Source organism: Herbaspirillum sp. GW103 (assembly GCF_000261365.1).
Lineage (GTDB): Bacteria > Pseudomonadota > Gammaproteobacteria > Burkholderiales > Burkholderiaceae_D > Herbaspirillum.
Genome location: NZ_AJVC01000003.1, coordinates 866147 through 891269, shown reverse-complemented (window position 1 = coordinate 891269; position 25123 = coordinate 866147). Strand labels below are relative to the sequence as shown.

The 25123-nt window shown below is 62.4% G+C and carries 24 protein-coding genes and 1 tRNA gene; 11 read left to right on the top strand and 14 right to left on the bottom strand.

Annotated features, from left to right (window positions below):
- Positions 1 to 12 precede the first annotated feature (12 nt).
- Genes GWL_RS07605 through tsaB form a run of 3 tightly spaced genes read right to left on the bottom strand, consistent with a single transcriptional unit; the run spans position 13 to position 2221 of the window.
- Positions 13 to 1008, bottom strand: a complete 996-nt coding sequence (locus GWL_RS07605; protein ID WP_008328346.1) for a uracil-DNA glycosylase family protein — start codon at positions 1006 to 1008, stop codon at positions 13 to 15.
- Complete coding sequence (gene rimI / locus GWL_RS07600) at positions 1005 to 1505, bottom strand: ribosomal protein S18-alanine N-acetyltransferase (RefSeq protein WP_237713535.1); 501 nt, start codon at positions 1503 to 1505, stop codon at positions 1005 to 1007. The genes GWL_RS07605 and rimI overlap by 4 nt, the downstream gene beginning before the upstream one ends.
- Positions 1502 to 2221, bottom strand: coding sequence for a tRNA (adenosine(37)-N6)-threonylcarbamoyltransferase complex dimerization subunit type 1 TsaB (gene tsaB / locus GWL_RS07595; protein ID WP_008328322.1), 720 nt, complete (start codon positions 2219 to 2221; stop codon positions 1502 to 1504). The genes rimI and tsaB overlap by 4 nt, the downstream gene beginning before the upstream one ends.
- Positions 2222 to 2332: 111 nt before the next feature.
- Between tsaB and GWL_RS07590 the strand changes: the two genes are divergently transcribed.
- Positions 2333 to 2761, top strand: coding sequence for a thioredoxin family protein (locus GWL_RS07590; RefSeq protein ID WP_008328321.1), 429 nt, complete (start codon positions 2333 to 2335; stop codon positions 2759 to 2761).
- 36 nt (positions 2762 to 2797) lie between these two features.
- Here the strand turns inward: GWL_RS07590 and GWL_RS07585 are convergent, their stop codons facing one another.
- Positions 2798 to 3709, bottom strand: a complete 912-nt coding sequence (locus GWL_RS07585) for a LysR family transcriptional regulator (protein WP_034350261.1) — start codon at positions 3707 to 3709, stop codon at positions 2798 to 2800.
- A gap of 251 nt (positions 3710 to 3960) precedes the next feature.
- Here GWL_RS07585 and GWL_RS07580 point away from each other — a divergent pair, with 251 nt between their 5' ends.
- The 3 genes from GWL_RS07580 (at position 3961) to GWL_RS07570 (ending at position 6256) form a co-directional block, all read left to right on the top strand.
- Complete coding sequence (locus GWL_RS07580; RefSeq protein WP_008328319.1) at positions 3961 to 4239, top strand: DUF4148 domain-containing protein; 279 nt, start codon at positions 3961 to 3963, stop codon at positions 4237 to 4239.
- 526 nt (positions 4240 to 4765) lie between these two features.
- Positions 4766 to 6019 carry an aspartate kinase gene (locus GWL_RS07575; protein WP_034350259.1) on the top strand — a complete coding sequence of 418 codons (1254 nt, stop codon included), beginning with the start codon at positions 4766 to 4768 and terminating at the stop codon, positions 6017 to 6019.
- 143 nt (positions 6020 to 6162) lie between these two features.
- Positions 6163 to 6256, top strand: a tRNA-Ser gene (locus GWL_RS07570).
- Between the two features lie 337 nt (positions 6257 to 6593).
- On the opposite strand, the gene sodC is transcribed toward GWL_RS07570, so the two are convergent.
- The 6 genes from sodC to rph all read right to left on the bottom strand — a co-directional run bounded on the left by sodC (position 6594) and on the right by rph (position 13524).
- Positions 6594 to 7130 (bottom strand): superoxide dismutase family protein, encoded by a 537-nt coding sequence (sodC, locus tag GWL_RS07565; RefSeq protein ID WP_008328317.1) that lies wholly within the window; start codon positions 7128 to 7130, stop codon positions 6594 to 6596.
- Positions 7131 to 7389: 259 nt separating this feature from the next.
- Positions 7390 to 9462, bottom strand: a complete 2073-nt coding sequence (locus GWL_RS07560) for a bifunctional diguanylate cyclase/phosphodiesterase (protein ID WP_034350580.1) — start codon at positions 9460 to 9462, stop codon at positions 7390 to 7392.
- Between the two features lie 5 nt (positions 9463 to 9467).
- The gene (locus tag GWL_RS07555) at positions 9468 to 10667 is read right to left on the bottom strand and encodes an EAL and HDOD domain-containing protein (protein WP_034350257.1); all 1200 of its coding nucleotides are present in this window, start codon (positions 10665 to 10667) and stop codon (positions 9468 to 9470) included.
- Between the two features lie 142 nt (positions 10668 to 10809).
- Positions 10810 to 12054 carry a radical SAM family heme chaperone HemW gene (hemW, locus tag GWL_RS07550; RefSeq protein WP_008328309.1) on the bottom strand — a complete coding sequence of 415 codons (1245 nt, stop codon included), beginning with the start codon at positions 12052 to 12054 and terminating at the stop codon, positions 10810 to 10812.
- Entirely contained in the window at positions 12051 to 12641 is a 591-nt protein-coding gene (rdgB, locus tag GWL_RS07545) for an RdgB/HAM1 family non-canonical purine NTP pyrophosphatase (protein ID WP_008328307.1), read from the bottom strand. Before rdgB ends, hemW begins: the two co-directional genes overlap by 4 nt.
- A 154-nt stretch (positions 12642 to 12795) precedes the next feature.
- Positions 12796 to 13524 (bottom strand): ribonuclease PH, encoded by a 729-nt coding sequence (rph, locus tag GWL_RS07540; protein ID WP_008328305.1) that lies wholly within the window; start codon positions 13522 to 13524, stop codon positions 12796 to 12798.
- A gap of 347 nt (positions 13525 to 13871) precedes the next feature.
- Here rph and GWL_RS07535 point away from each other — a divergent pair, with 347 nt between their 5' ends.
- The 4 genes from GWL_RS07535 (at position 13872) to GWL_RS07520 (ending at position 18064) form a co-directional block, all read left to right on the top strand.
- Complete coding sequence (locus GWL_RS07535; RefSeq protein WP_008328303.1) at positions 13872 to 14786, top strand: YicC/YloC family endoribonuclease; 915 nt, start codon at positions 13872 to 13874, stop codon at positions 14784 to 14786.
- A gap of 64 nt (positions 14787 to 14850) precedes the next feature.
- Positions 14851 to 15489, top strand: a complete 639-nt coding sequence (gene gmk / locus GWL_RS07530) for a guanylate kinase (protein ID WP_008328301.1) — start codon at positions 14851 to 14853, stop codon at positions 15487 to 15489.
- A gap of 74 nt (positions 15490 to 15563) precedes the next feature.
- Complete coding sequence (gene rpoZ / locus GWL_RS07525; RefSeq protein ID WP_008328299.1) at positions 15564 to 15767, top strand: DNA-directed RNA polymerase subunit omega; 204 nt, start codon at positions 15564 to 15566, stop codon at positions 15765 to 15767.
- 35 nt (positions 15768 to 15802) lie between these two features.
- Positions 15803 to 18064 (top strand): bifunctional (p)ppGpp synthetase/guanosine-3',5'-bis(diphosphate) 3'-pyrophosphohydrolase, encoded by a 2262-nt coding sequence (locus GWL_RS07520; RefSeq protein ID WP_008328297.1) that lies wholly within the window; start codon positions 15803 to 15805, stop codon positions 18062 to 18064.
- Positions 18065 to 18138: 74 nt separating this feature from the next.
- Here GWL_RS07520 and GWL_RS07515 read toward each other — a convergent pair whose 3' ends face one another.
- The gene (locus GWL_RS07515) at positions 18139 to 19110 is read right to left on the bottom strand and encodes a LysR family transcriptional regulator (RefSeq protein WP_008328295.1); all 972 of its coding nucleotides are present in this window, start codon (positions 19108 to 19110) and stop codon (positions 18139 to 18141) included.
- 143 nt (positions 19111 to 19253) lie between these two features.
- On the opposite strand from GWL_RS07515, the gene GWL_RS07510 reads away from it, so the two are divergent.
- On the top strand, positions 19254 to 19862 hold the full coding sequence (locus GWL_RS07510) for an FMN-dependent NADH-azoreductase (RefSeq protein ID WP_008328294.1): 609 nt from the start codon (positions 19254 to 19256) through the stop codon (positions 19860 to 19862).
- Between the two features lie 72 nt (positions 19863 to 19934).
- Here GWL_RS07510 and GWL_RS07505 read toward each other — a convergent pair whose 3' ends face one another.
- Together GWL_RS07505 and greB are read right to left on the bottom strand one after the other, a co-directional pair.
- Positions 19935 to 21275, bottom strand: coding sequence for a DUF3422 family protein (locus tag GWL_RS07505; protein WP_008328292.1), 1341 nt, complete (start codon positions 21273 to 21275; stop codon positions 19935 to 19937).
- 91 nt (positions 21276 to 21366) lie between these two features.
- Positions 21367 to 21924 (bottom strand): transcription elongation factor GreB, encoded by a 558-nt coding sequence (gene greB, locus GWL_RS07500; RefSeq protein ID WP_008328290.1) that lies wholly within the window; start codon positions 21922 to 21924, stop codon positions 21367 to 21369.
- 192 nt (positions 21925 to 22116) lie between these two features.
- Here greB and GWL_RS07495 point away from each other — a divergent pair, with 192 nt between their 5' ends.
- Positions 22117 to 23004, top strand: a complete 888-nt coding sequence (locus GWL_RS07495) for a methylglyoxal synthase (protein ID WP_008328288.1) — start codon at positions 22117 to 22119, stop codon at positions 23002 to 23004.
- A gap of 7 nt (positions 23005 to 23011) precedes the next feature.
- On the top strand, positions 23012 to 23626 hold the full coding sequence (locus tag GWL_RS07490) for a hypothetical protein (RefSeq protein WP_008328286.1): 615 nt from the start codon (positions 23012 to 23014) through the stop codon (positions 23624 to 23626).
- A gap of 92 nt (positions 23627 to 23718) precedes the next feature.
- Here the strand turns inward: GWL_RS07490 and GWL_RS07485 are convergent, their stop codons facing one another.
- Positions 23719 to 25077, bottom strand: a complete 1359-nt coding sequence (locus tag GWL_RS07485) for an EAL and HDOD domain-containing protein (protein ID WP_034350253.1) — start codon at positions 25075 to 25077, stop codon at positions 23719 to 23721.
- Between the last annotated feature and the right edge of the window lie 46 nt (positions 25078 to 25123).

The following is a 25123-nucleotide window of genomic DNA, read 5'->3' as shown; positions in this document are numbered from 1 at the left end:
CCCGGCATCGCCTCAGCGCGACTGCGCCTGGTAGGTACTCATGGCCAGGCACAGGTCGGCCCAGGCCTTGCTTTTATCGGTGAGCGTGCGCAACAGATAGGCCGGGTGGTAGGTCACCACCAGCGGACGGTCCTGGTAGCGATGCACCGTGCCACGCAGGCGCGAGACCGGCGTCGCCGGATCCATGCCCAGCAGCGAAATGGCCGCCGTCTTGCCCAGCGCCACCAGCACCGTGGGCTGGATCAGCTCGATCTGGCGCTGCAGATAAGGCAGGCAAGCGGCCACTTCCTGGGGGGAAGGCGGACGGTCGCGCCCGTTGTCGTCGGTGGGACGGCATTTGACGATATTGGCGATGTAGGCATTCTCGCCGCGCTTGACGCCCATGGACAGCAGCATGTTGTCCAGCAGTTTACCGGCGGGGCCGACGAAGGGTTCGCCCTGCTGGTCCTCATTGCGGCCCGGACCTTCGCCGATGAAGAGCCACCGGGCCTTTTCATCGCCTACGCCAAAGACCGTATTCTTGCGCCCCTGACACAGGCCGCAACGGCGGCACCCGGCGACCTGCTGCTTCAACTGCGGCCAGTCCATGGTCTTGAGGCGGGCGATCAGGGGATCGACGGACGGCGCGTCTTGCTCCTCGTCGCCGTCCGGAATGAGCACGGGCTCCAGTGCGGTGCCGAAGTCCATATCGTCCAGCCAGGAGGGTGGGCCGCCCTCTTGCTCCACCGGCGCAGCCGCGGGAGCAGGCGCGACGGGCAAAGGTGGAGATGGTCGCGCATGCGTCACGACGGCTGCCTTGGCTTCTGCTGCGACCGGCTGCGGTGCGCTGACGTTGGGCGATTCGACCGGAGCGGCAGGGGTCGGGGCAAGGGTTTCTTGCGTGGCGGCTGCGCCCTGCACTTCTTCCACCGCCAGTTCACGCCGCACCCAGACCGGGCCGATACCCAGCGCATCCAGCAGGGCCAGGGAGGAGCCGAAACCGGGCTCTTGTTTCAATTCTTCACTCATAAGGGCAGGCTCATGACGATAGCCCCTTCTCGGGTCTGGTTGGCAGCGGGATAGTAGTTCTTGCGTCGGCCGATTTCAGTAAAGCCGTACTGGCGATAGACCTTGGCGGCATGCTGGTTGGACTCGCGCACTTCCAGCAGCATGGTGCGCATGTGGCGCTGGCGTGCCGTGGCGCTGGCCTGGTCCAGCAGCAGGCGGCCCAGTCCCTGATGCTGATGCAGGGCCGCCACGCTGATGTTGAGCAGGTGGGCCTCATCGACGGCCAGCATGACCAGAAAATAACCCAGCAATTCGCCGTGTACGTCTCGCAAGGTCTGCGCCTGGTAGCCACTGTAGAGCGAATCCTGAAAGTTGCCACGCGTCCAGGGGTGCGAATAGACGGCCTCTTCGATACGCACCACCGCATCCAGGTCGCTGGCGCCCATGGCCGCAAATTGCAGGCGTCCATAGCGCGGATGCGATACGGACCGGGGCAACACCGGGTCCTCCGGCATCATGCCGCCCCCTTGGCGGCATCGCGCACCTCGCGTTCGGCCGTGGTCAGGGCGACCTTGTTGCGCAGGTAGAGCGGCTGCGCCTGCTGCGCCGGCAAGGCGACGCCCGCGCTGAAATGGACCTGGCCCAGAGTCGCCACCTGGCGCGCATGCGGCATGGCCAGCGGATGCACGCTGGCAAAGGCGGCCTCGCAGAAACCGGTACTGAAATGCGTGGCATGCACCGACAAGCCGTTGCCGCAGGCATGGGGCCGACCCTCCACCGGCACCTGGGCGGCCGATGACAAGGCCGGCGCGGCCAGGACATCCCAGCCGCCATCGGCGCGGGCCCGGTAGCGGGCCCAATAGACCTCCCCCATGCGGGCATCGAGGATGGCCAGCACATCGGCGGCCTCCGGTGTTTCATCGCGGCAGGCCTGGGCCGCCGCTTCCAGGGTGAGCACCGGCACCACCGGACGGTCGCAACCAAAGGACAAGCCCTGCACCACACCGCACGCGGTGCGCACGCCGGTGAAGGAGCCCGGCCCGACGCCAAAGGCCAGCGCATCGCATTGCGACAGCGCCAGGCCGGCATCGGCCAGCAATTGCTGGATCATGGGGAGAATGGCATCGGAATGGGTCTGGGCGCCGGAGGATTGACGCGCAATCAGTTCGCCCCGGTAGAGCAAGGCCGCCGAGGCCAGCTCGGTGGAGGTTTCAATGGCAAGAATCGTGGACATCCCGCTATTTTACCGTGCGGCGCGCAATTGTTCGGTTCGTTCGCATCCATCGTGAGCCTTTGTGCGGCAGCGCAAAACCCCGCGCCGCGAAGGGGGTAAAATAGGCGCGCCATGTCCTACCAGAAATTAGACCAAACCAACCGCCGCCACCTCGCCGAGGCGCTTCGCAACGACACCTGGGTCGTGGCTTGCCTGTGTGCGAACTGGTGTGGCAGCTGCCGTGAATATGAAGCTGCTTTCCAGGCCTGGGCGGCGCGCTATCCGCAACATCATTTCGTCTGGATCGATATCGAGGACCAGGCCGACCTGGTCGGTGATCTCGACATCGACAACTTCCCCACCCTGCTCATCGAACGAGGCGCCACGGTGGCCTTCTTCGGCCCCATGGAGCCAGATACCCGGCTGGCCGAGCGTATCCTGCTGGCCCAGGTCGACAAGAGCGACGCCGATCTGCAGCGCGAAGCCGCCAGCTCCGCCGAACGACGCAGCTGGCAGCAAGACTGCAGCCTGCTGGGCAAGCTGGCCGATGTGATCGGCTAAGCACTTGTGTTGCCCGGAACGCTCGGCATCGGGGCGTCAGGTCAGCCAGGGATCGGTTTCGGGATGCGGGAAACGGGCGCTGATGAAATCGGCAAAACTGCGCACCTTGGCCGAGAGCAGCCGGCGGCTCGGATAGACCATCGAAATGACCACCTGCCCCATGTCGAAGTCCGGCAGCACCTGCACCAGCTTGCCGCAACGCAGATCATCACCCAGCGAGTAGGAGGGGCGCATCACGATGCCCATGCCCGCCAGCGCCAGGTCGCGCAGCAACACGCCGCTGTTGGAGACCACCTTGCTGACGATGGGCACATCCATCACCCCGGCCTCGGTATTGACATGCCAGTGATGGCGCAAATATTCATGCGAGAAGTTCAGGCAGCTGTGACGCGACAGATCTTCGGGCTGTTCGGGCGCACCGGCGCGGGCCAGGTAAGCAGGTGAAGCACAAAGGATCACCTTGGCCACACCCAGTTGTCGCACGATCATGCTGGCGTCGAACTTTTGCAAGCTGCTGAAGAATCCGATGTCGATGCCCTCCTCCACCAGGTCGATGGAGCGGTCCGACAGATAGATGTCCAGCCCCACATCGGGATAGCTGCCGCTGTAGGCAGCCAGCATCTCGCCCAATTGCGATTGCCCGAAACCGGCATTGGAGTAGATCGCCAAGGTGCCGGCCGGGCGCTTGGTTTCCATCGATACCAGGGCCTCGGCATCATCGACCTCGGACAGGATCATGCGGACCCGCTCCAGATACGCTTGTCCGGCCTCGGTCAGGGACAGCCGGCGCGTGGAGCGGTTGAGCAGGCGCGTACCCAGGTGCGCCTCAAGATCAGCAATGAAGCGGGTCGCCACGGCATTGGAGATGTCCAGCAACTCGGCCGCCCGCACGAAACTACCCTGCTCGACCACCTTCGCAAACACCCGCATTGATTGCAACCGATCCATTTTTCAAGTCCCCGATTGTTCCACAAAGAGAAATAGTCAATTCCGATTAAACCTATTTTTCTTCGTCTTCGCAATATTTACACTTCAGTCATCGGTTGGCGCAACGCAGCAAAGCAACAAGCCCGGCGCCAGCCGACTTCACCAGATCGCCCACGAGTGGGCTTTCCCACAAGGAGAGCATGGCTCGTTCCCACGACTCGTCGGCGTTTGGAGAAGAACAACCACCACTTATCCAGACAGAGGACATTATCATGAACATCAAGAACATCGTCGTTGCCGCCTCCCTGCTCGCCGCCGCCGGCGCCGCCATGGCTGAAGCCCCGTATCCGCCGGAAACCCCGTTCCACTCGACCCGGACCCGCGCCGACGTCAAGGCCGAGCTGCAACGTGCCCAAGCCAATCACGAGATTGCCCTGCGCAATGAATACCCTGTCATCCGCCAGGCTCCCTCGCAACTGAGCCGCCAGGATGTCGCAAGCCAGGTGCAACAGGCCAGCAGCGCAGCCCAAAATCTGTACAACGGCGCCTGATCGAAGCGATCCGCATCCGCTATCCGGATGAACCGATTCCGTCAGGGCAGTGTTCCGCACCGGCGCATCCCCCGCGTTGTACCTGAATGAACGCGAACGAGTGCCAGCCGCCTGCGTCCGAACCGCCGTGCCAGGATGACGTGACAGCCCAGCAAAGCATCACCAGCAGTACCGCAGTCTCCGTACCGCAGCACCATCTGCCATGCCGCCAGCCTTGAACGGGCGCATGACAGCTGGTGCACCAGACCTCCTCCTTCATCCTGCCCCTCCCGCTTTTCTTCACCTGACACGCCCTTGACGCACCTGACGTGCATTGCTGCCGTGTGCGCAAGCGCAATCATGCGCGCCACAGTGTGTCGATGCACTTTTCTTGCTGCAACGCGTCATGCAAAAATCCCTGCAAAACCGTGTGCAATCGCGCTTTTCCTTGAGATTTTGGCGCACCGCATGTAAAGTCAAGGGTTTGTTCCTTCCGGCCTAGCTCAGGGTTTTCTTGTCAAAGTCGGGCCACCTTTTTTTATCCCCTATGGCTTTATACGTTCACAAATACGGCGGCACCTCGATGGGCTCGATCGAGCGCATCCAGAATGTCGCAAAGCGCGTTGCCAAATGGCACGACGCCGGCCATCAGATCGTTGTCGTGCCTTCGGCGATGTCTGGTGAAACCAACCGCCTCCTGGGCATGGCCAAGGAAATCATGGCCCAGCCCGACGGCCGCGAGCTGGACATGCTGGCCTCGACCGGCGAACAGGTCTCGGTGGCGCTCCTGGCCATTGCCCTGCAGGCGCTGGGCAAGCAGGCTGTCTCCTATGCCGGCTGGCAAGTGCCCATCAAGACGGACTCGGCCTTCACCAAGGCGCGTATCCGCTCCATTGATGACGCCAAGGTGCGCAAGGATCTGAATGCCGGCAAGGTCGTCATCATCACTGGCTTCCAGGGGGTGGACGCCGACGGCAACATCACCACCCTGGGCCGTGGCGGCTCGGACACCTCGGCCGTTGCCGTGGCCGCAGCCATGAAGGCTGCCGAATGCCTGATCTACACCGACGTGGATGGTGTCTACACCACCGACCCGCGCGTGGTGAGCGACGCCCGTCGTCTGAAGACCGTGACCTTCGAGGAGATGCTGGAAATGGCCTCCCTGGGTTCCAAGGTCCTGCAGATCCGCTCCGTGGAATTTGCCGGCAACTACAAGATGCCGACCCGGGTGCTGTCGTCGCTGACCGACCCGCTCACGCCGCTGGCCGAAGAAGCCGCCTCCGGCACCCTGATTTCGTTTGAGGAAGACAAGAACATGGAACAAGCAACCATCACCGGCATCGCCTTCAGCCGCGACGAAGCCAAGATCACCGTGCTGGGCGTGCCCGACCGTCCGGGCATCGCCTACCAGATCCTGGGCCCGGTGGCCGATGCCAACATCGAAGTGGACATGATCATCCAGAACCAGTCGGTGGAAGGCAAGACCGACTTCACCTTCACGGTCCCGCGCGCCGAATACGCCAAGGCCGTGGAAGTGTTGAACAGCAGCGTCAAGGCGCACATCGGTGCGGCAGCCATCAATGGCGACACCAAGGTCTCCAAGGTCTCGGTGGTGGGCGTGGGCATGCGCAGCCATGTGGGTATCGCTTCGCAGATGTTCCGCACCCTGTCCGAAGAAGGCGTGAACATCCAGATGATCTCCACCTCGGAAATCAAGATCTCGGTACTGATCGACGAGAAGTACATGGAGCTGGCCGTGCGCGCTCTGCACAAGGCTTTCGACCTGGACAGCGCCAAGTAAATCAAGCGCCGTTCAAGGCGAAGACCGTAGCGGTGAAAAAACGGTGATTATTTGCAAGACCACTGTTGACCGGATGCAAATGAGAAGATATTATCTCGGTCTTCGCTGAGGCAACGCAGCAATGCGATAACTGCCTTCAGTGTGGAGACGTGGCCGAGTGGTCGAAGGCACTTCCCTGCTAAGGAAGCATACGGGCTTAAACCTGTATCGAGGGTTCGAATCCCTCCGTCTCCGCCAAGCATTACTAAGCCCCTGTTTTTACAGGGGCTTTTTTATTTGGTTTTCGGATGTGGAGTCGCCCGCAGGCCCCCTCCCTTTTTCAGTAAAAGGCCCATGCGAATCCCCAGCGGAATCCATCAATCTCGCCACGGCGTCTATTATTTTCGCCATCGCTTGATCTGGAAGCCAAACCAAGGACTCGGCATTCCTGCAGAAAGCTTGATCAAGCCGCCTAAAGCAATTGCCGCATAGCCAGTCATTGGAAACTACAGAAATGGGTTCTAGTTATCTTGAAGATTGATGGCAACGCTCCACCTGATCCCGGCCCCATACTCAGGCCCGGAAGGCCACATCCCTACTGGATCACACCACACGCCAGTCGCGCACCCCCACCACCCAACGCCGCCGGATGATCCGCGTGATTATCCCCGCCCACGTGCACCATCAGCGCATGCCCACGGACCTGATCCAGGGTCTTCAGGCGCGGTGCCAGCACCGGATAGTTGGCCTTGCCGTCAGCCGTAACGTAAAGCGCCGGCAAATCGCCCAGATGCCCCTGGCCGTACGGACCTTCATGCTGACCGGTCTGCTGCGGATCCCAGTGACCACCCGCAGCCAGTGCCGCCTCCATCTTTCCATCCTTTTCCTGCGGCGCGCAGGAAGCGTTCTGATGCAGATGGAAGCCGTGCACACCGGCAGGCAAGCCCGACAACGCCGGCTGGAATACCAATCCATAAGGCGTCTGGCTGATGGTCACCTCCCCCGCCGGGGAGACCACCCCCTGGCCATTGACCAGGTTCAGCGCCACCTTGACAGACTCACCGGCAGCCATGGCGGCCGAAGCCGCAGATGCGCCGGCCAACAGGGCCAGCAATGCTATACGTTGTTTCATGGTCATTCTCCTTCGTTGGTTGAAAGGTGAAGAATAAGCACTGACACGGCAGCACACGGAAAACCGGCGAAATCCGCGATGAAATCTGGACAACATTCTCCCCTCAGACCGAAAAAGTTCTAGAGAATGCCCGAAGGTATCAAGTTTCCGGCAACACGCTCCCGGACCAGGCCCAGGCAGAGGACAAATCGTCAGTTGAGGAAGACAGCAGGAAGCCGACCAGCGAGAAGGCGCTGCCCGCTCACTGGCATCATTGGCATCATTGGTCAGGAAGACCGGTGGCCGGCGGGATCGTATCCGGTGCGACGTTGAGCTTGCGCCCCTCCAGCAGCATGGCATGGAAGTCCGCAGCAGGAATCGGGCGCGAGAACAGGAAGCCCTGCAATTCATTGCAACCGGCCTCGCGCAGGAAGTTGAACTGTTTTTCAGTCTCCACGCCTTCAGCAATGACCTTGTGGCGCAATTGCTTGGCGATGCCGATGATGGCGCTGGCAATGGCGCAGTCATTGGTATCGTCCGGAATGCCCATGGTGAAGGAACGGTCAATCTTGAGCGTATTGATGGGGAAACGCTTCAGATAGGACAGGCTGGAATAGCCGGTGCCGAAATCATCCAGCGAAATCGTGATACCCAGACTACAGATCTTTTCCATGATGGAAATGACGCGATCGGTGCTGTGCATCAGCATGCTTTCGGTGATTTCCAGCTCCAGCCAGTCGCCGCTGAGCGAATGGCGGTTCAGGGCGGCACGCACGCGATCCGGCAGCGAGCGGGTGAATTCACGCGCCGTCACGTTCAGGGCGATGCGGATCGGCGCCAGGCCGGCATCCCGCCATGAACGCGCCTGTCGGCACACGGCATCCAGTACCCAGTCACTGAGCTGGACGATCAGACCCGTTTCTTCAGCAATCGGGATGAATTCGCCCGGCAGCAACAGTCCGCGCTCCGGATGCTGCCAGCGCACCAGGGCTTCGCCACCGGTGATGGCCAAGGTGTTCATATCCACCTTGGGCTGGTAATACAGCAGCAGTTCGTTGTATTCGAAGGCGTGCAGCAGGCCGGTTTCGATGCGCAACAGGTCCAGCGTGTTGCGGTTCATCTCTTCGCTGTAGTAGACGTAGCCGCCTTCATTGTTGTCGCCGCCCTGCTTGGCACGATACATGGCGATGTCGGCCAGTCGCAGCAGGGTTTCGGTATCGGTGGCGTCTTCCGGATACATGCTCACGCCAATGCTGGCGCCCACGCGCAGCTCATGGCCGTCGATGAAGAAGGGATCATCAAATACGGCCAGCAGTTTCTGGGCGACGAAGCCGGGGTGATAGTCCTTGTCGATGTCGAACAGCGCCACCGCGAATTCATCAGCCCCCAGGCGCGCCACCACGTCCTGCTCGCGCAAGGCACGACGCAGGCGGATGGCCACTTCCACCAGCAGCATGTCGCCGGCGACGTGACCCAAGGTGTCGTTGATGGGCTTGAAACGGTTCAGGTCGATGAACATCACGCAGCCGTGCATGTCTTCATGACGCGCTTCCGTGAGCGCCTGGTCGACCGTGCGCGTGAGCAAGGTGCGGTTGGGCAGTCCGGTCAGCGCGTCGTAATAGGCCAGGTGATGGATCAGCTTTTCGGCATTCTTGCGTTCGGTGATGTCGTTGAGATAACCGATCAGACCGATCGGATGGCCATTCTGGTCGCGCATGACCGACAAAGACAGACTGGCCCAGAACACCTCGCCGGACTTCTTGCGGCGACGCACTTCCATTTCGCGGCCGCCCTGCTCCAGGAACAGGTCGTGCAGGCAATCCTCTTGCTCTTCGTTCTCATAGAGGAACAGCACATTGCGACCGATGGCCTCCAGCGCACTGTAACCGAAGAGCTGCTCGGCGCCCCGGTTCCAGCTGGTGATGAAACCGGCCGGGTCCATGGTGATGACGGACTCGTGCATCTGATTGAGGATCTGCGCCTGCTGCTCCAGCTTGGCCTCGATCTGGTCCAGCGAGCGGGCGCGCTTGTCGGTCTCGGCGCGACGCTGCATCAGTCGGCCCAGGAAGGCCGCCAGCATGGTCAGGCGGGTGCGCTCCAGCTCGGTGTAAGGACGGGTCAGGGCCGGGAAGACGAAGTAACCGAACTGGGCGCCCTCATGCTCCACCGCCTGGCACAGCCCGTTGGGCGCTTCCATTGGCGGGCTGAGGACATAGCGTCCACCGGGACGCTTGAGAAAACCCGACGCAATCCCTCCGAGTGCGGCATGCAGGGCCATGCCCTGCAGGCTCTGCATGGCGTCCAGCAGTGCCGAACAGCATGCCAGATCGTCAGTGCCCACGGAGGAAATCATCGTCATCACGCCTCAGTACTGACGCGTGTAGCCCAATTGAAGGCCTGGATCAGACAACGGCAATACACCTCGGCATCAAGACCGGCCGCATCCAGATCCACGTGGCGCAGCGGAATGCGGCCATCTTCGGAGCGCTCGACCACGTCCAGCAGCTTGCCCAGCCGACCGCTGCGATGCACCAGCGCATTGACGATATCCACCGGCAGCTTGAGCGGCTCGATGATGTCATTGAGCGGCATGCCCAGCAGGATGTCCAGCAGCGAGAACATGCCGGTGATGAAGGCCCGATCCAGTTCTTCCTGGGTGCAGGTGACCTTCTGTGCCATCGCCTCCATCATCGCCGCACGGGCTGCCGCGCGCGGCAGCAGCGGATTGGCCGACTCGTCGCCGGGGAAGCGCGCATACAGCAGCAATTGCAGCCAGCGCTGCAGCTGGCGACGGCCCAGCAGGTTGATGGCCTGGGTGAAATTGGTGATATGCGCCGAGAAGCCGAAGGCGGCCGAGCTGACCAGCTTGAAAAGCTGATAGGACAAGGCCGGATCCTGCTTCAACAGGGATTCCAGTTCATTGGCGTCGGCATCGCGCGCCACCAGCTCAAGCAGCTTGAGCAGGCGCGCACGGGAAATGGAATTCTTTTGCGACAGGCGGCTGTCGGGATGCAGGGCGTAGTCGCCCGAGAACCAGCGAAAACCTTCCACCCGGCAGGCATCGAACTGAATCGCATCGCCCACGTTCTCGGCCAGATGCGGACCGCGCAGGCGTTGCAGCCATTGACCCGTTTCAGGCAGGTGGCCGACACCGGCGTCCAGCGCCATCGATTCGACGAAGGGGAAGACACTGGCCCCCTGTGCCGGCAAGCCATCAGCGATGATGGCAAAACCCCGGCTGTAGAGCCAGTCCAGGGCATCGATCTTGCCGGGATCGACGCAATGCTCAACCGGCACGCGCAATGCGAGCTGACCTTGCGGAATCTCGTGCTGGAATTCCGGCGCGAAGACCGCCGGATCACGCACCGGGATGATGCAGCTCAGGCCGCCCAGTGCGTCATGCAGGTCAAATTCATTGAACAGGCGAGACAGCAAGGCATTGTCGTCTTCCACCGCAGGTGAAATGTGCAGCGACAACGCGGTCCAGACGTGATGAACGTCCGCAACGGGCTGCAAAAACACGAGTGGAAATGGAACGCTTTTATCCTGAACAGCCATATTTTTATCGTGGCGCGCCGCATCGATTTGCTGAGACGCTCTGCAATGTTAAAAGAATATTAACAAGTTTCCCAGCAGAATACTTAATTAAAATTAAATTTTTTCTAAATATACCTGATAAAAGCCACCTTGCAACATGGCTTTACTCTGACAAGAAAATTTCCTGCAAATCATTCAGAAAACGACGTCCGAGATCGCTTGGCCGGATCAAAGCGTGATCGCGATACAACATGCCTTTCTGCTCGGCCAGGTCGAGCGCTTTCCCGATCTGGTTCAAGCTCATGCCGGTACGCTCGGCAAAGAGATTCGGTGAGAATCCTTCGGTCAGGCGCAAGGCATTGAGCATGAATTCGAAGCCCAGGGCATCACGGCCGATTTCGGCTTCCTCCTGAATGTGCGTACCGGCCCGGGCATGGTCCAGATAGGCCTGGGGATGCTTGTACCGCATCTGGCGCACGATGCGATGCGGGAAGGATAGCTTGGAATGCGCCCCCGCACCGATGCCGAGGTAGTCGCCGAACTGCCAGTAATTCAGATTGTGCCGGGCGCGGCGCTTGGGCTGGGCGTAGGCCGAGACTTCATAGTTGGCGTAGCCGGCAGCATTGGTCAGCTCGGCGATCATGTCCTGCATGTCGGCGCTGGTGTCGTCATCCGGCACCGGCGGCGGATACTTGGCAAAGAGCGTGTTGGGCTCCAGCGTCAGGTGGTACAGCGACAGATGCGGCGGTGCAAAGCCGATGGCCGTGGCGATGTCGGTGCGGGCCTCTTCCAGCGTCTGCTGCGGCAGCGCGTACATCAGGTCGAGGTTGAAATTGTCGAAGTTGGCGTGCGCGATCTCCACCGCCTTGCGCGCCTGATCGCCATCATGGATGCGCCCCAGGGCATGCAGATGCCGGCTGTTGAAGCTCTGGATGCCAATGGAGAGGCGGTTGACGCCGCTGTCCCGATAGGAGCGGAACTTGTCAGCCTCGAAGGTCCCCGGATTGGCTTCCATGTTGATCTCGATGTCGTTATCGAAGGGCAGCAAGGTGCGCAGATCGGACAGCAGGCGGTCCAGGCCGGCCGCCGACAGCAGGCTGGGGGTGCCACCACCGATGAAGATGGTGTGGATCTTGCGTCCCCAGATCAGCGGCAGTGACTGCTCCAGATCACTGCGCAGCGCATCCAGATAAGCCTCTTCCGGGAAACTGCCCTTCACTTCATGGGAATTGAAGTCGCAATAAGGGCACTTGCGCACGCACCAGGGGAAATGCACGTAAAGCGACAAAGGCGGCAAGGCCGTCAGCTGCAGGCTGCCCGGCTTCAAAAAGGCCAGCGCGGCCTGGGCCGGGCCGCTGGCCGCGCGGCTGGCCGGGATATCGGCCGGTACCGGCTTGATCGGGATCATGCCAGCTTCCCGACCAGGGCACGCAGGGCTTGCCCACGATGGGAGACGGCATTTTTCTCGGCCGCCGTGAGTTCGGCAGCGGTCTTGCCCAACGCAGGCAGCAGGAAGTACGGGTCATAGCCAAAACCGCCCTGCCCGCGCGGCTGATCGATGATCTCGCCCTTCCAGAGGCCATCGGCGATGACCGGCTGCGGATCGTCGGCATGACGCACATAGACCAGCACACAATAGTAATAGGCGGACTTGTCGGCATGCGCTGCCAGCTCGGCGATGAGCCTGGCGTTGTTGTTGGCGTCCGACTTGGGCTCGCCGGCATAGCGGGCGGAGTATACGCCCGGCGCACCGCCCAGGGCATTGACGCAGACCCCGGAATCATCGGCCAGCGCCGGCAGGCCGGTCAGGCGGGCGGCATGGCGGGCCTTGGCCAGCGCGTTCTCGACGAAGGTGCCGAAGGGCTCCTCCGCCTCGGGTACGTCGAACTCGCCCTGGGGGCGGACGTCCAGTCCGATCTCGCCCAGGAGACTGGCGAATTCCTTCAGTTTGCCGGCGTTGTTGGACGCCATCACGATCTTTTGCTTGGGCTGCATGTCTGGTCCTGATCTCTACGGAGCGCGCGGGATGGGCATCTTCGCCACCGCGTCTCCAATGAAAAACGCCATGTCGGTGTGGCACATGGCGTTTTTGTTCATATCGCTTCTCAACCGCATTGTACGGCGATTTGCGCCGGGACGTGGCCGGGGCTTACAGGCCCAGGGCCTGCTTCTGCAAGCCGTTGAGCGTGGTGATGCCCTGCTGGGCCAGGTCCAGCAGGCTGTTCAAGGTGGCGCGATCGAACGCCGCACCTTCGGCGGTGCCCTGCACTTCGACGAAGTGGCCGCCATCGGTCATGACCACATTCATGTCGGTATCACAATCCGAGTCTTCCAGGTAGTCCAGATCCAGCACCGGCACGCCCTGGTAGACGCCCACCGAGATCGCCGCCACGAATTGCTTGACCGGAATGGTCTCGATCAGGCCGCGCGACTTGAGCACGTTGAAAGCGTCATAGGCGGCCACCATGGCACCGGTGATGGCGGCGGTGCGGGTACCGCCATCGGCTTGCAGCACGTCACAGTCCAGTTGCAGGGTGCGCTCGCCAAAAGCTTCCAGGTCGAAGGCGGCGCGCAGGGCGCGGCCGATCAGGCGCTGGATTTCCTGGGTGCGACCGGACTGCTTGCCCTTGGCGGCTTCGCGGTCCATGCGGGTATGGGTGGAGCGCGGCAGCATGCCGTACTCGGCGGTCAGCCAGCCTTGTCCCTTGCCCTTGAGGAAGCCGGGGACCTTTTCCTCGATGGAGGCGGTGCACAGCACGCGCGTATCACCGAACTCCACCAGCACCGAGCCTTCGGCGTGCTTGGTGTACTGGCGGGTCAGGCGCACGTCGCGCAATTGCGAAACGCTGCGGCCGCTGGGGCGGTGGGAAGTGGTCATGGTGTTCCTTGTCTTGGTCTGAGCGTGGCTGGTCCGGGGGCGGGCCGGCCCACGGGCGCACAATGCGGCTTGTCGGGGGCCAATCGCCGCCAAAAACCGGCCGATTGATGTTTTTGATAGCGCGGCGCCGCCAAACTTCATTAAAATGCGGGCTCCGACCGGGTGGCACCCGGGCAGGCCGCAAGCAGCGCCGGAACATTCAAGTCCGGCATTGTAAAGGAACACGATGCCTGCCGTCGCGGCATCGGTCATCGAACATAGTCCCTGCCCCTCGCCCACCCCACCCGCAACACGATCCGCCGGCGCGCCCTGGCTGCGCCGTCCGCCCGCTTTATGGAGTCCCGACCTTGACCATCTACAGCATGACCGGCTATGCCGTCACCACCCGTGAAACCACTGCCGGCACGGTCACCCTGGAAATGAAGAGCGTCAATTCGCGCTTCCTCGACCTGCAATTCCGCATCAACGATGACCTGCGCGCAGTCGAACCCATGCTGCGCGAAGCCATCATGGGCCGCCTGGTGCGTGGCAAGGTGGAATGCCGTCTGTCTTTCGGCCGCAAGGTCGCCAGTGGCAACAGCCAGGCCCTGAACCACACCTTGATAGGCCAGCTGGCCAGCCTGCAAGACCAGCTGCGCGCCCAGTTCCCCGATGCCGCGCCGCTGTCGATCAATGAGCTGCTGCGCTGGCCCGGCGTGATGGAAGAGGCCGAAATCAGCCAGGACACCCTGCAAGCCGACATCCTGTCCACCATGCAGCAGACGCTGGACGCCTTCGTCGAATCGCGCGCCCGTGAAGGTGCTGCCCTGCAAGCCGTGATACTGGCGCGGGTGGATGCGATGGAAGCCATCGTGGCCCGCATCACCCCGCTGGTGCCGCAGCTGGTAGAGCAATTCCAGCAGAAGGCTACCGAACGCATGACCGAAGCCCTGGGTCTGGCCCTGCAGACCCAGAACGGCGCCGCCCCGGTGGCCACCCGTGAAGAGTCGCTGGAACGCATCCGCCAGGAAGTCACCCTCTACGGCATCCGCATCGACATCGCCGAAGAGCTGGCGCGTCTGTCGGCCCACCTGGCCGAAACCCGCCACATCCTCAACAAGGGCGGCCAGGTCGGCAAACGACTGGACTTCATGATGCAGGAACTGAACCGCGAGGCCAATACCGTCGGCTCCAAGGCCGCCGTCAAGGAGCTGGCCGATGCCTCCATGGAACTGAAGCTGCTCATCGACCAGATGCGTGAGCAGGTGCAGAATCTGGAATGACGCTGCCACGGCCCCATTCCGCCCCGACCTTGATCAGTTAAAAGACATTTTCAGCGAGGACCCCATGCCCGTCCAAAAACCCACTTCCGGTAGCCTCTTCATGGTGGTCGCCCCATCCGGCGCCGGCAAATCCACCCTGGTCAACGCCCTGCTCAAGCAGGAACCGGCCATCAAGCTGTCGATCTCCTACACCACCCGCCCGCCGCGCCCGGGCGAGGAACATGGTCGTGAATATTATTTCACTGATGCCGAAGATTTCCTGAAGCGTCAAGCAGAAGGCGAATTCCTCGAATGGGCCGAGGTGCACGGCAATTACTATGGCACTTCGCGCCTGATGATTGCCGACCAGATCGCCAACGGTACCGATGTGCTGCTGGAAATCGACTGGCAGGGTGCGCAGCAGGTCAAGAAACAGTTTTCCAATGCGATCGGCATCTTCATCCTGCCGCCTTCCATTGCGGCACTGGAAGAGCGCCTCAAGAAGCGCGGCCAGGATGAACCCCACGTCATCACGCGCCGCATCCTGGCCGCGGGCGGCGAAATCGCTCACTCGCCGGAGTTCGAATATGTTATTATCAATCAAGAATTTGCCGTCGCTTTGTCCGAACTGACGGCAATTGTCCAGGCCGCCCGCTGCCGCTTCCCGCAGCAAGCCGCCCGCAATGCCTACCTCTTCACCCAGCTGGGCATCCACGCGAGCTGAGCGGCACGAGGCGAACCAGCCACCGGCGCCGGACCCATCAATCCACAAGCAAGACCGTCATTCAGGAGTATCACATGGCCCGCATTACCATCGAAGATTGCCTCAAGCAGATCCCCAACCGTTTCCAGTTGACCCTGTCGGCCACCTACCGCGCCCGCCAGCTGCTGCAAGGCCACACCCCCAAGGTGGAAGCCAAGGACAAGCCGACCGTGACCGCCCTGCGCGAAATCGCCGCCGGCAAGGTCGGCATCGAGATGCTCAAGAAGGTTCCGGCCTGATCCTGCTCCGTCCATGAAGCTGATAACGGACCAGTATGAGCCTCACCACTACCGACTCCACCTTATCAGCCGCTGCTAGCTCCAAACGTGCCGCCGGTTCCGGCCGCACCGCATCTCTCCCTGAAGTCGCCCCGACCGCCCACAGCGGCGTGGCGACTTTTGCGCATCTGATCCCCAAGCTTGAAGAGTACCTGACCCCTTCCGAACTGAAGAAGGTCAAGGAAGCCTATCGCTTCGCCGATGAGATGCACCTGGGCCAGATGCGCAAGTCCGGCGAGCCCTATATCTCGCATCCGCTGGCGGTGGCCGAGATCTGCGCTGAATGGAAGCTGGACGCCCAGGCCATGATGGCCGCCTTCCTGCACGACGTCATGGAAGACCAGGGCGTCAAGAAGGAAGAGCTGATCGAACGCTTCGGCGCCTCGGTCGCTTCGCTGGTGGATGGCCTGTCCAAGCTGGACAAGATCGAATTCCAGAGCCAGGTCGAAGCGCAGGCGGAGAACTTCCGCAAGATGCTCTTGGCCATGGCGCGCGACGTACGGGTGATCCTGGTCAAGCTGGCCGACCGCCTGCACAACATGCGCACGCTGGGCTCCATGCCGCCCGAGAAGAAGCGCCGTATCTCGCGCGAGACCATGGAAGTCTACGTGCCCATCGCGCACCGCCTGGGCCTGAACAACATCTATCGCGAGTTGCAGGAGCTGTCCTTCTCGCACCTGTATCCGCTGCGCCACCGCACCCTGTCCAAGGCAGTCAAGGCCGCGCGTGGCAACCGCCGCGAAGTGGTGACCAAGATCATGGAATCGGTCACCAGCACCCTGATCGCCGCCGGCATCCCGGCCCAGGTCGATGGCCGCGAAAAGACCCTCTACGGCATCTACCGCAAGATGCGCAACAAGCACCTGAGTTTCTCGCAGGTGCTGGACGTCTACGGTTTCCGCGTGGTGGTGGACAGCTTCGCCAACTGCTATGTGGCGCTGGGTACCCTGCACTCGCTGTTCAAGCCCATGCCGGGCAAGTTCAAGGACTACATCGCCATTCCCAAGCTCAATGGCTACCAGTCGCTGCACACCACCCTGATCGGCCCCTACGGCACACCGGTCGAGTTCCAGATCCGCACCACCGACATGCACCGCGTGGCCGAGTCCGGCGTGGCCGCCCACTGGCTCTACAAGGACGACGAGGGCAGCCTCACCGACCTGCAGCAGCGCACCCATGCCTGGCTGCAGTCGCTGCTGGACATCCAGAAGCAGACCGGCGATTCGGCCGAGTTCCTGGAGCACGTCAAGGTCGACCTGTTCCCCGATTCGGTCTACGTCTTCACGCCCAAATCGAAGATCATCGCCCTGCCCCGTGGCGCCACGGCGCTCGATTTCGCCTACAGCATCCACACCGACATCGGCGACCAGACCACCTCGGCCATCATCAACCACGAACCGGCCGCGCTGCGCTCGGAGCTGCACAACGGCGACATCGTCGAGATCATCACCTCGCCGACCTCGCGCCCCAGCCCCAACTGGCTGGGCTATGTACGCACCGGCAAGGCGCGTTCGGCCATCCGCCACCGCCTGCGCACGGCCAATCGCGTCGAGTCACAAGCCGTCGGACGCCGCTTGTTGGGCAACGCTCTTCATACGCTGGGCATTGAACCTGAACTTCCTTCCCATATCGTCGAGCGACTGCTCAACGAATCCAGCGCCAAGACCATGGATGACCTGTATGCCGAGATCGGCATCGGCACCCGCATGGCGCCGCTGGTGGCACGCCACATCATGACCATGATGGATACCGGCGTGAGCGTGCCGCAGCTCGATCCGGAAGGTCACATGCTGCCCAACAAGCCCGATCCGGTGGTCATCACCGGCAGCGAGGGAGCCTCGGCGCAACTGTCCTCCTGCTGCATGCCGATCCCGGGTGATCGCCTGACCGGCTACCTCAAGCCGGACCAGACCCTGATCGTACATACCCAGGAATGCGACACCGCCAAGCGCCTGCACGAGAAGGAACCCGACCGCTGGATCGATCTGGTCTGGGGCCACGACCTGAACCGTCGCTTCGATTGCCGCATCACCATCCTGATCCACAACGAGCGCGGTACGCTGGCGCGCATTGCCGCCGAAATCGGCGAATCGGACGCCAACATCGTGTCGGTGGCCATGGATGACGAAGGGGGCAATGCCTCGATGAAGTATCTGCGCTTCACCATCCAGGTTGAGGATCGCGTCCATCTGGCGCGCCTCATGCGCGGCATCCGCAAGATTGACAGCGTGGCGCGTATCCTGCGCGAACGCGGCTGAGCCGTCTACCTGCCCGCCATGACAAACGCCCGCTGACTGCGGGCGTTTGTCATTGAGCCGGACCAGGCGCTCGTTCAGGCCACCGCCTTGACCGGCACCGAAATGCCCTTGCCCTCGTCTTCCAGAATTTTCTGGCAAGCCTGCGCACCTTTGTCGGCGATGCCGCGCTCGAGCTTGTCGGCGAAGAATTCGATGAGTGCGCTCACCGCGCTGGGCAACTGGCGCCGGTGCACGTACACCGCATAAAAGCCCATGGTGTCGCGCTGGTAATCCGGCAGGATGTTGACCAGGCTGCCGCTGCGCAGATCTTCGGAGGCCAGCATGGTCGGCAGCAGCGCAATCCCCAGGCCGGAGCGCGCGGCCCGCAATTGCCCCTGTGCCGTATTGATGCACAGGCGCGGCACCACCCGCACGCTTTCCGGACCGTGCGGCCCTTCCAGCTTCCACACCGTATGCTGCGGGGCCTGCGAGGTCGCCAGGCAGGCATGTCCAACCAGATCGGCCAAGGTCTGCGGCGTGCCCCTGCGTTCCAGATAACGCGGGCTGGCAATCAGGGCCATGTGACTTTGCACCAGCTTCCTCGCCACCAGGCTGGAATCAGGCAGGACACCGCCGCGAAAGGCCAGGTCGATACCCTCGGCAATCAGATCGGCACGACCATCGTTGAGCACGAACTCCAACTGCACCTTGGGATACAGATACATGAACTCGTGCATCCACTCGATGGAAAAATTGTCGAAGAAATCCACCGGCGCCGCCACCCGCAGGCTGCCGGAGGGCTCGCCCTGGCTTTCGGTCAGGCTGACGCTGGCGTGTTCGATGTCTTCCAGACCCGGCGCGCAGCGCGCGAAGAATTCGCGTCCCGCCGCGGTCATGTTGAGCTGGCGCGTGGAACGTTGCAGCAGCCGCACGCCCATGGCCGCCTCCAGCGCCTGCAAGCGGCGACTGATGGTATTGGGCGGCATGGACAGCTTGCGCCCGGCCGCTGCAAAGCTGCCGGCGCGCACCACATGGACGAACAGCCAGATGTCGTTGAGGTCTAGCATGGCGATAGTCGATTCCCACCAAAAATGGATCAGTGAAATGCGATTCTCGCATCTATTGGAAGAAATGAAAACTGGGTATCGTTGACCCCAATGCAAACGCACTCATTGGAGGCGTTGCCCACCGAACAACGAAAGGACATACCATGAGCACTCTCCTGCACATCGACTCCAGCGCTCGCAGCGGCGGTTCCATCTCCCGTCAACTGACCGCTTCCTTCGCCCAGCAATGGCAAGCCAAGAACCCCGGCGGCAAGGTGGTGCACCGTGACCTGGCGGCCAATGCCCTGCCGCACCTGAGCGAATCGCTGCTGGGTGCCTATTTCACCCCGGCTGACGCTCGCAGCGCCGAGCAGGCAGAAGTGATCAAGCAGTCCGACGCCCTGGTGGACGAGTTGCTGGCCGCCGACACCATCGTCATCGGCGTACCGATGTACAACTTCGCCCCGCCGTCGACCCTGAAGGCCTGGATCGATCACGTCTTCCGCGCCGGCCGTACCTTCAAGTACACCGAGACCGGCCCGGTCGGCCTGGCCACCGGCAAGAAGGCCGTCATCATCCTCTCGCGCGGCGGCAAGTATTCCGAAGGCCCGATGGAAGCGCTGGACTTCCAGGGCAAGTACCTCAAGGGCGCGCTGGGATTCATCGGCATCACCGATGTGGAACTGGTGGTCGCAGAAGGCGTATCCATGGGTGAAGAAGCCGCCAAGGCCGCCGTGGCCGATGCGCAAGCCAAGATCAACGCTGCGGTCTGATCCTCGCCTGAACAATTCCCTGCAACGGGGCGCGCCGCCAACGCGGTGCGCCCCGTTGGCTTTGGAGCGTCTTCAATGGTTGCCCAGGTCTTTGTGCATGCGGCGCAAGCCCAGCCAGACGCACGCCGCCACCACCGGCACCACCAGGCCCGTGGCCAGGTCGGGATTGATGGGCAGCCCCGCCGCCTTGGCCGCCTTGCCGGCATAACCCAGCAGGCCGATCACGTAATACGAGATTGCCGCCACCGACAGGCCCTCCACCGCCTGCTGCAGCTTCAGTTGCTGGGCGGCCCGGGCATTCATGGATTCGAGGATCTGGCGGTTCTGGCGCTCCTGCACGATGCCAATGCGGGTACGCAGCAGGTCATTGGTATGGGCGATGCGCTCGGCCAGTGCTTCCTGGCGACGGGCGATGGCCTGGCAGGTGTTCATGGCCGGGGCCAGGCGACGCTCCATGAATTCGCCGATGGTGGGCACCCCTTCGATGCGCTGCTCGCGCAATTCCTCGATACGCGCCTGCACCAGGCGGAAATAGGCCTGCGAGGCCGAGAAGCGATAGCTGTTTTCCAGCGACAGCTTTTCGATCCGCGCAGCCAGCCCGGTGATCCTGCGCAGGATGCGCTCATCTTCGGCCATCTCCTCGGGCGTGCCGCTGGTGGATTGCTCGGACTGCACCATGGCGGCCGTCAGGGCGGCCAGATCACCTTCGATCTCGTTGAGCAAGGGACCGGACTGCTGGGCATGCGGCAAGCCCAGGAGCGCCATCATGCGGTAGGTCTCGATCTCCAGGATGCGTTGTGCCAGACGTCCGCCCTGCAGTTCACGCAGGCCGATGTCACGCACCACGAAACGCGAGAAACCATCCGACTGGATCTGGAAATCGGTCCAGATCTCGCCACCTTGCAAGACCTTGCTGGAACTCATCAGCTTGCCCTCGAAGATGCGCTGCATCTGGCGCGCGGTCGCAGCGGTATCATCGGCGCCCGGCTCGACCACCACGTGGGCGGCCACCATCAGCTTGCCCTTGAGCCCCAGCAACCAATGCTGCGGAATATGCGCCAGCGGCGCGCGGGCGAAGGCCTCATCGGTGCCCAGGTCTTCTTCATGGGCCTGGGCGAAGGTATAGGTGGCGAACTCGGTGTGACATTCCCACTTCAGGCGAAACCGCCCGAAATCGTGATAGAAGTGCTTGGCCTCGCCACCCGGCGCCACCACGCCGAAATGCGCGCACAGCTCGTCCAGCAGGGCATGCTGGGCACTGGCGTGACGGCCGCTGTTACCGTCCTCGCGCACGTAGACGGCCAGGTGCGTGAGGGTTTCCGAGCGCGTGAGCTGCAGAAAGGGGCGCGAATGCACCTCGGCGGCCAGGACGACGCGCTGCGGGTGATTCAGGCTGGCAAAGACGATGGACATGAAGGTTCTCGTGGAGGATTGAAATGGGGTGTCCCCGGCGCCGGGAGCATCGCCGACGGCAGCGGCCTGCCCCACGCAGCGGGCACCGGCGCTACTGCGGCGCCGGGTAGGATACTTCCAGGATGGTCAGTTGCTCCACGCCGGACGGGGTCTGCAAGACCACCTCGTCGCCCTCGCGCGCCTTGGTCAGTGCCCGCGCCACCGGCGAGATCCAGCTGATGCGCCCCTTCAGGGGATCGAGTTCATCGATGCCGACGATGGTGACGGTGTGCTCTTCGCCGCGCTGATTTTCGTAGGTCACGGTGGCACCGAAGAAGATCTGGTCGCTGCCGTGATGCACCGAAGGATCGACCACCTCGGCATTGTCCAGCCGCTTGGTGAGAAAGCGGATGCGACGGTCGATCTCGCGCAGCCGCTTCTTGCCGTAGAGGTAGTCGCCGTTTTCGGAACGGTCGCCATTGGAGGCAGCCCAGGACACCACACGTACCACTTCCGGCCGCTCTTCATCGATCAGGTGCAGCAGTTCATCCTTGATGCGCTGATGCCCCTGCGGGGTCATGTAATTCTTGCTGCCGGGCGGAATGGCCGGCAAGGCGATCTCGTCATCGTCGTCGGCACCGTCGGATTCTTTTACAAAAGCCTTGTTCATGCTGGAGTGGAGTTGGTATGCAGGTTTGCGCTTATTGTAGCCGCATGCGGGGGTGTGCAACGGTACAGTTGCGTCCATTAATGCGCGTGGCACTGTGTCAGGCTCGCCCTTTGCGGCGCACTCGGCGATAATCTGCACTCGCGCCTGCGCATGCTCTCCATGCCAGGTCCTCCAACTCGCCTGCTTGCGCCCATGTCTTCCATCGCTCCCCGCTATCGCATCGGTCTCATTGCCAACCGCGCCCATCAGGACGCTTCCGATTCCGCCCTGGTCCAGTTGCTGACCGGCTCGCGCCATCGCATCGAAAGCCTGCAACCTGAACTGATCGTGGTCGGCCGCACGCTCGATGCCATCGGCCAGATGAATCTGCTGCCCGGCTACGAACACCTGGTACGCTTTCCCTATGGTCGTCATGGCGGCCTGATGAAGCTGGTCTCGCGCACCGTCGATCCCGATCCGGAGCGCACCCTCGATGCCGTGATCTACCTGATCGACCCGGTCGATCCCTCCTCCACCTTCCCGGAAGCGGTGGCCCTGAAGCGCCAGTGCGTGATCCACGGCAAGCCCTTCCTCTCGACCCTGGCGGGCGCCCAGGAATGGTTCGAGCTGGAAGCCCTGGCCAACGGTGCGGCACCGGACAGTTTCCTGGATGATCGTTTCCATCTGCAAGACGAAGGGATTGCCCTCATCGCCCACGACGCCATGAAGACGCGCATGTTGGAACTGGCCGAAAAGCACTTCGAGGTGCTCGACCAGTTCGCCTTCCGCTGCGCCACCGGCACCACCGGCGGCCTGCTCAACCAGCTGGCCATGAAGAAGAAGGGCGAAGCGGGCCGCCACTGGGTCAAGCCCTTCCTCTCCGGGCCCCTTGGGGGCGATGCCCAGATCGCCGAACTGATCCTCGAACGTCAGTGCCGCCGCGTACTGTTCCTCGAAGACCCGCACGTAGCCCGCCAGCACGAAGCCGACATCCAGCTGCTGGAACGCGCCGCCCGCACCGTCACCGGCTACGCCTCCTGCATGAGCGACGTGAAATGGGGGGACCGCTGGCTCTCGCTCATCAAGGCGCGCGCCGTCTGATTGCCGGATGACTGACGCCACTGCGCCGCCGCGTCGGCCCTCCCGCTGGCGCCGACGCCTGCTGGCCCCCTTGATCTACACGGCGGCCCTGCTGCTGATGCTGGAAGAATGGCTATGGGAGGCTACCGAGGCCGTACTGGCGCGTATCCCCGACTGGCCCTGGCTGGTCCGCCTGCAGCGCTGGGTGGAACGGCGCTCACCCTATGCGGCACTGGCGGTCTTCCTGGCGCCGACCTTGCTGCTGCTGCCGGTGAAGATCCTGGCACTGCTGTCGATCACACACGGCCACCCAACCCTGGGCCTGATCATCGTGCTGGCCGCCAAGGTGCTGGGCACCGCCCTGGTGGCGCGCATCTATGCACTGACAAAGCGCAGCCTGCTGTCGCTGGCATGGTTCCAGCGCTATCACGACCGACTGCTCGCGCTCAAAGCCAGGCTCACGGCGCAATTGCAAGCCACGGCGCTGTGGCAGCGGGTGCAGCGCCTGCTGCGGGCAGTGAAGAGCTCCATCGCCACCCTCAGACACACACTGGCGGCCCGCATGACCACCGCGCCTACAGCGCCGTCAGCCCGGCTGTTGCGGCTGCTGCGCCGGCTGGTGGCCCGCATGCGTAGCAAGTAGATTCAGATTTCTGATCGCAGAAATGAAGCGGGCTGCAAAAATGCAGCCCGGATTTTCATGGCGATACGGGTTCGCCCTGGGGAGCGGCGGGCTCAGTCATCGTCATCATCGTCATCGATGTAGCCTTCTGGCGGGGGCGACATCTGCATGGTGGCATGCTGGCCGATATTGTTGTTGGCGATACTGTTGCCCCACTCAAAGGCCTGTTTTTCGGCGGCAAAGAAATCGTCCGCCGACAGTTGCAGCTCTTCCAGCAGGCGCTGCATCTCGGCCTGGTCGGGGGCGCGCAGCTCGGTGCACTCCACCAGGCGCAGCACGGTGCCATAGAAGCCGGTGCGGCGCAGCAGCGCTTCGCGGATCTCGGTGCTGACGGTAATCTGGCGCAGCACGGTTTCCATGCTCATGCCGAAAAGTGCATCGACCAGCGACATGATGCCGACCGTGAAGGCCATCTCCGACATCTTGCGACGACCCGGGCGAATCCTGGCGGTGATCAGTTCCAGCATCTTGCCGCGCGTGGCCGCCAGGATCATCAGCGGCGACATGGCATGGGAGCGATCCTTGTCGGTATTGGCAAACAGCAGGATCTGCAGCCAGCGCTTGAGCTGGCGGCGACCCAGTACGATGAGCGCCTGTCCCAGCGAATCGATGAACTTCTGGAAACCGTAGACGGGCGTGTTGACCAGCCGTAGCAGCGTGAGTGACAAGGCCACGTCGCGCTTGATGTAACGCACGATCTCGGCGTTGTCGACATTGCGCACCAGGAGGGTCAAGAGGTGCATGATGATCATCTTCGAGGCTTCCAGCTTCTTGCCCTGGAGGATCATCGGCTTGGCGAAGTAATATCCCTGGAAGTAGTCGAAACCGAAGGTCATGCAGTCATTGAACACTTGCAGGCTCTCGACCTTCTCGGCCAGCAGTTCCTTCTGCGCCCGCTTGAAGTGCACCGACAGCTTGAGCAGCTTGCTGGGATCGACCTCCATGACATCGATCTTGATGATCTTCACCAGCGGCAGCAGCTCTTCGATCTCCTGCGATTCGGCCACCACGTCGTCCAGCGCAAAGACGTAACCGGCCGCCACCAGTTCACGCACCCGCATCACCAGCTCGGGCGTCACGCGTACTGTCTCCAGGATCTCCAGCACCACCTTGTCGGCCGGCAGGAAATAAATGAAGTCGCTCATCAGCACAGCTGCATCGACATTGATGAAGCCGTGCAGATTGCCGATCACGTTGGACAGCCCCAGCTCGGACGCATGGGCAATCACGGCTGCGGTGGCCGTGACGTCATCCTTCACATTGGCCGGACCGAAGGCGGCACTGCGAAACAGCAGTTCGTAGCCGATCAGGTCTTGCTCACGGCTCAGGATGGGCTGGCGCGCCAGGAAGAAATCCAAGGCCTGGTGTGCGGGAAGGGGCGATGCGGTTGGGTCGGCGGACTGGTCTGACATGGTTGTTCTTCTACGGGCCCCTGGTGTTGCGATCTATCTTGACGTG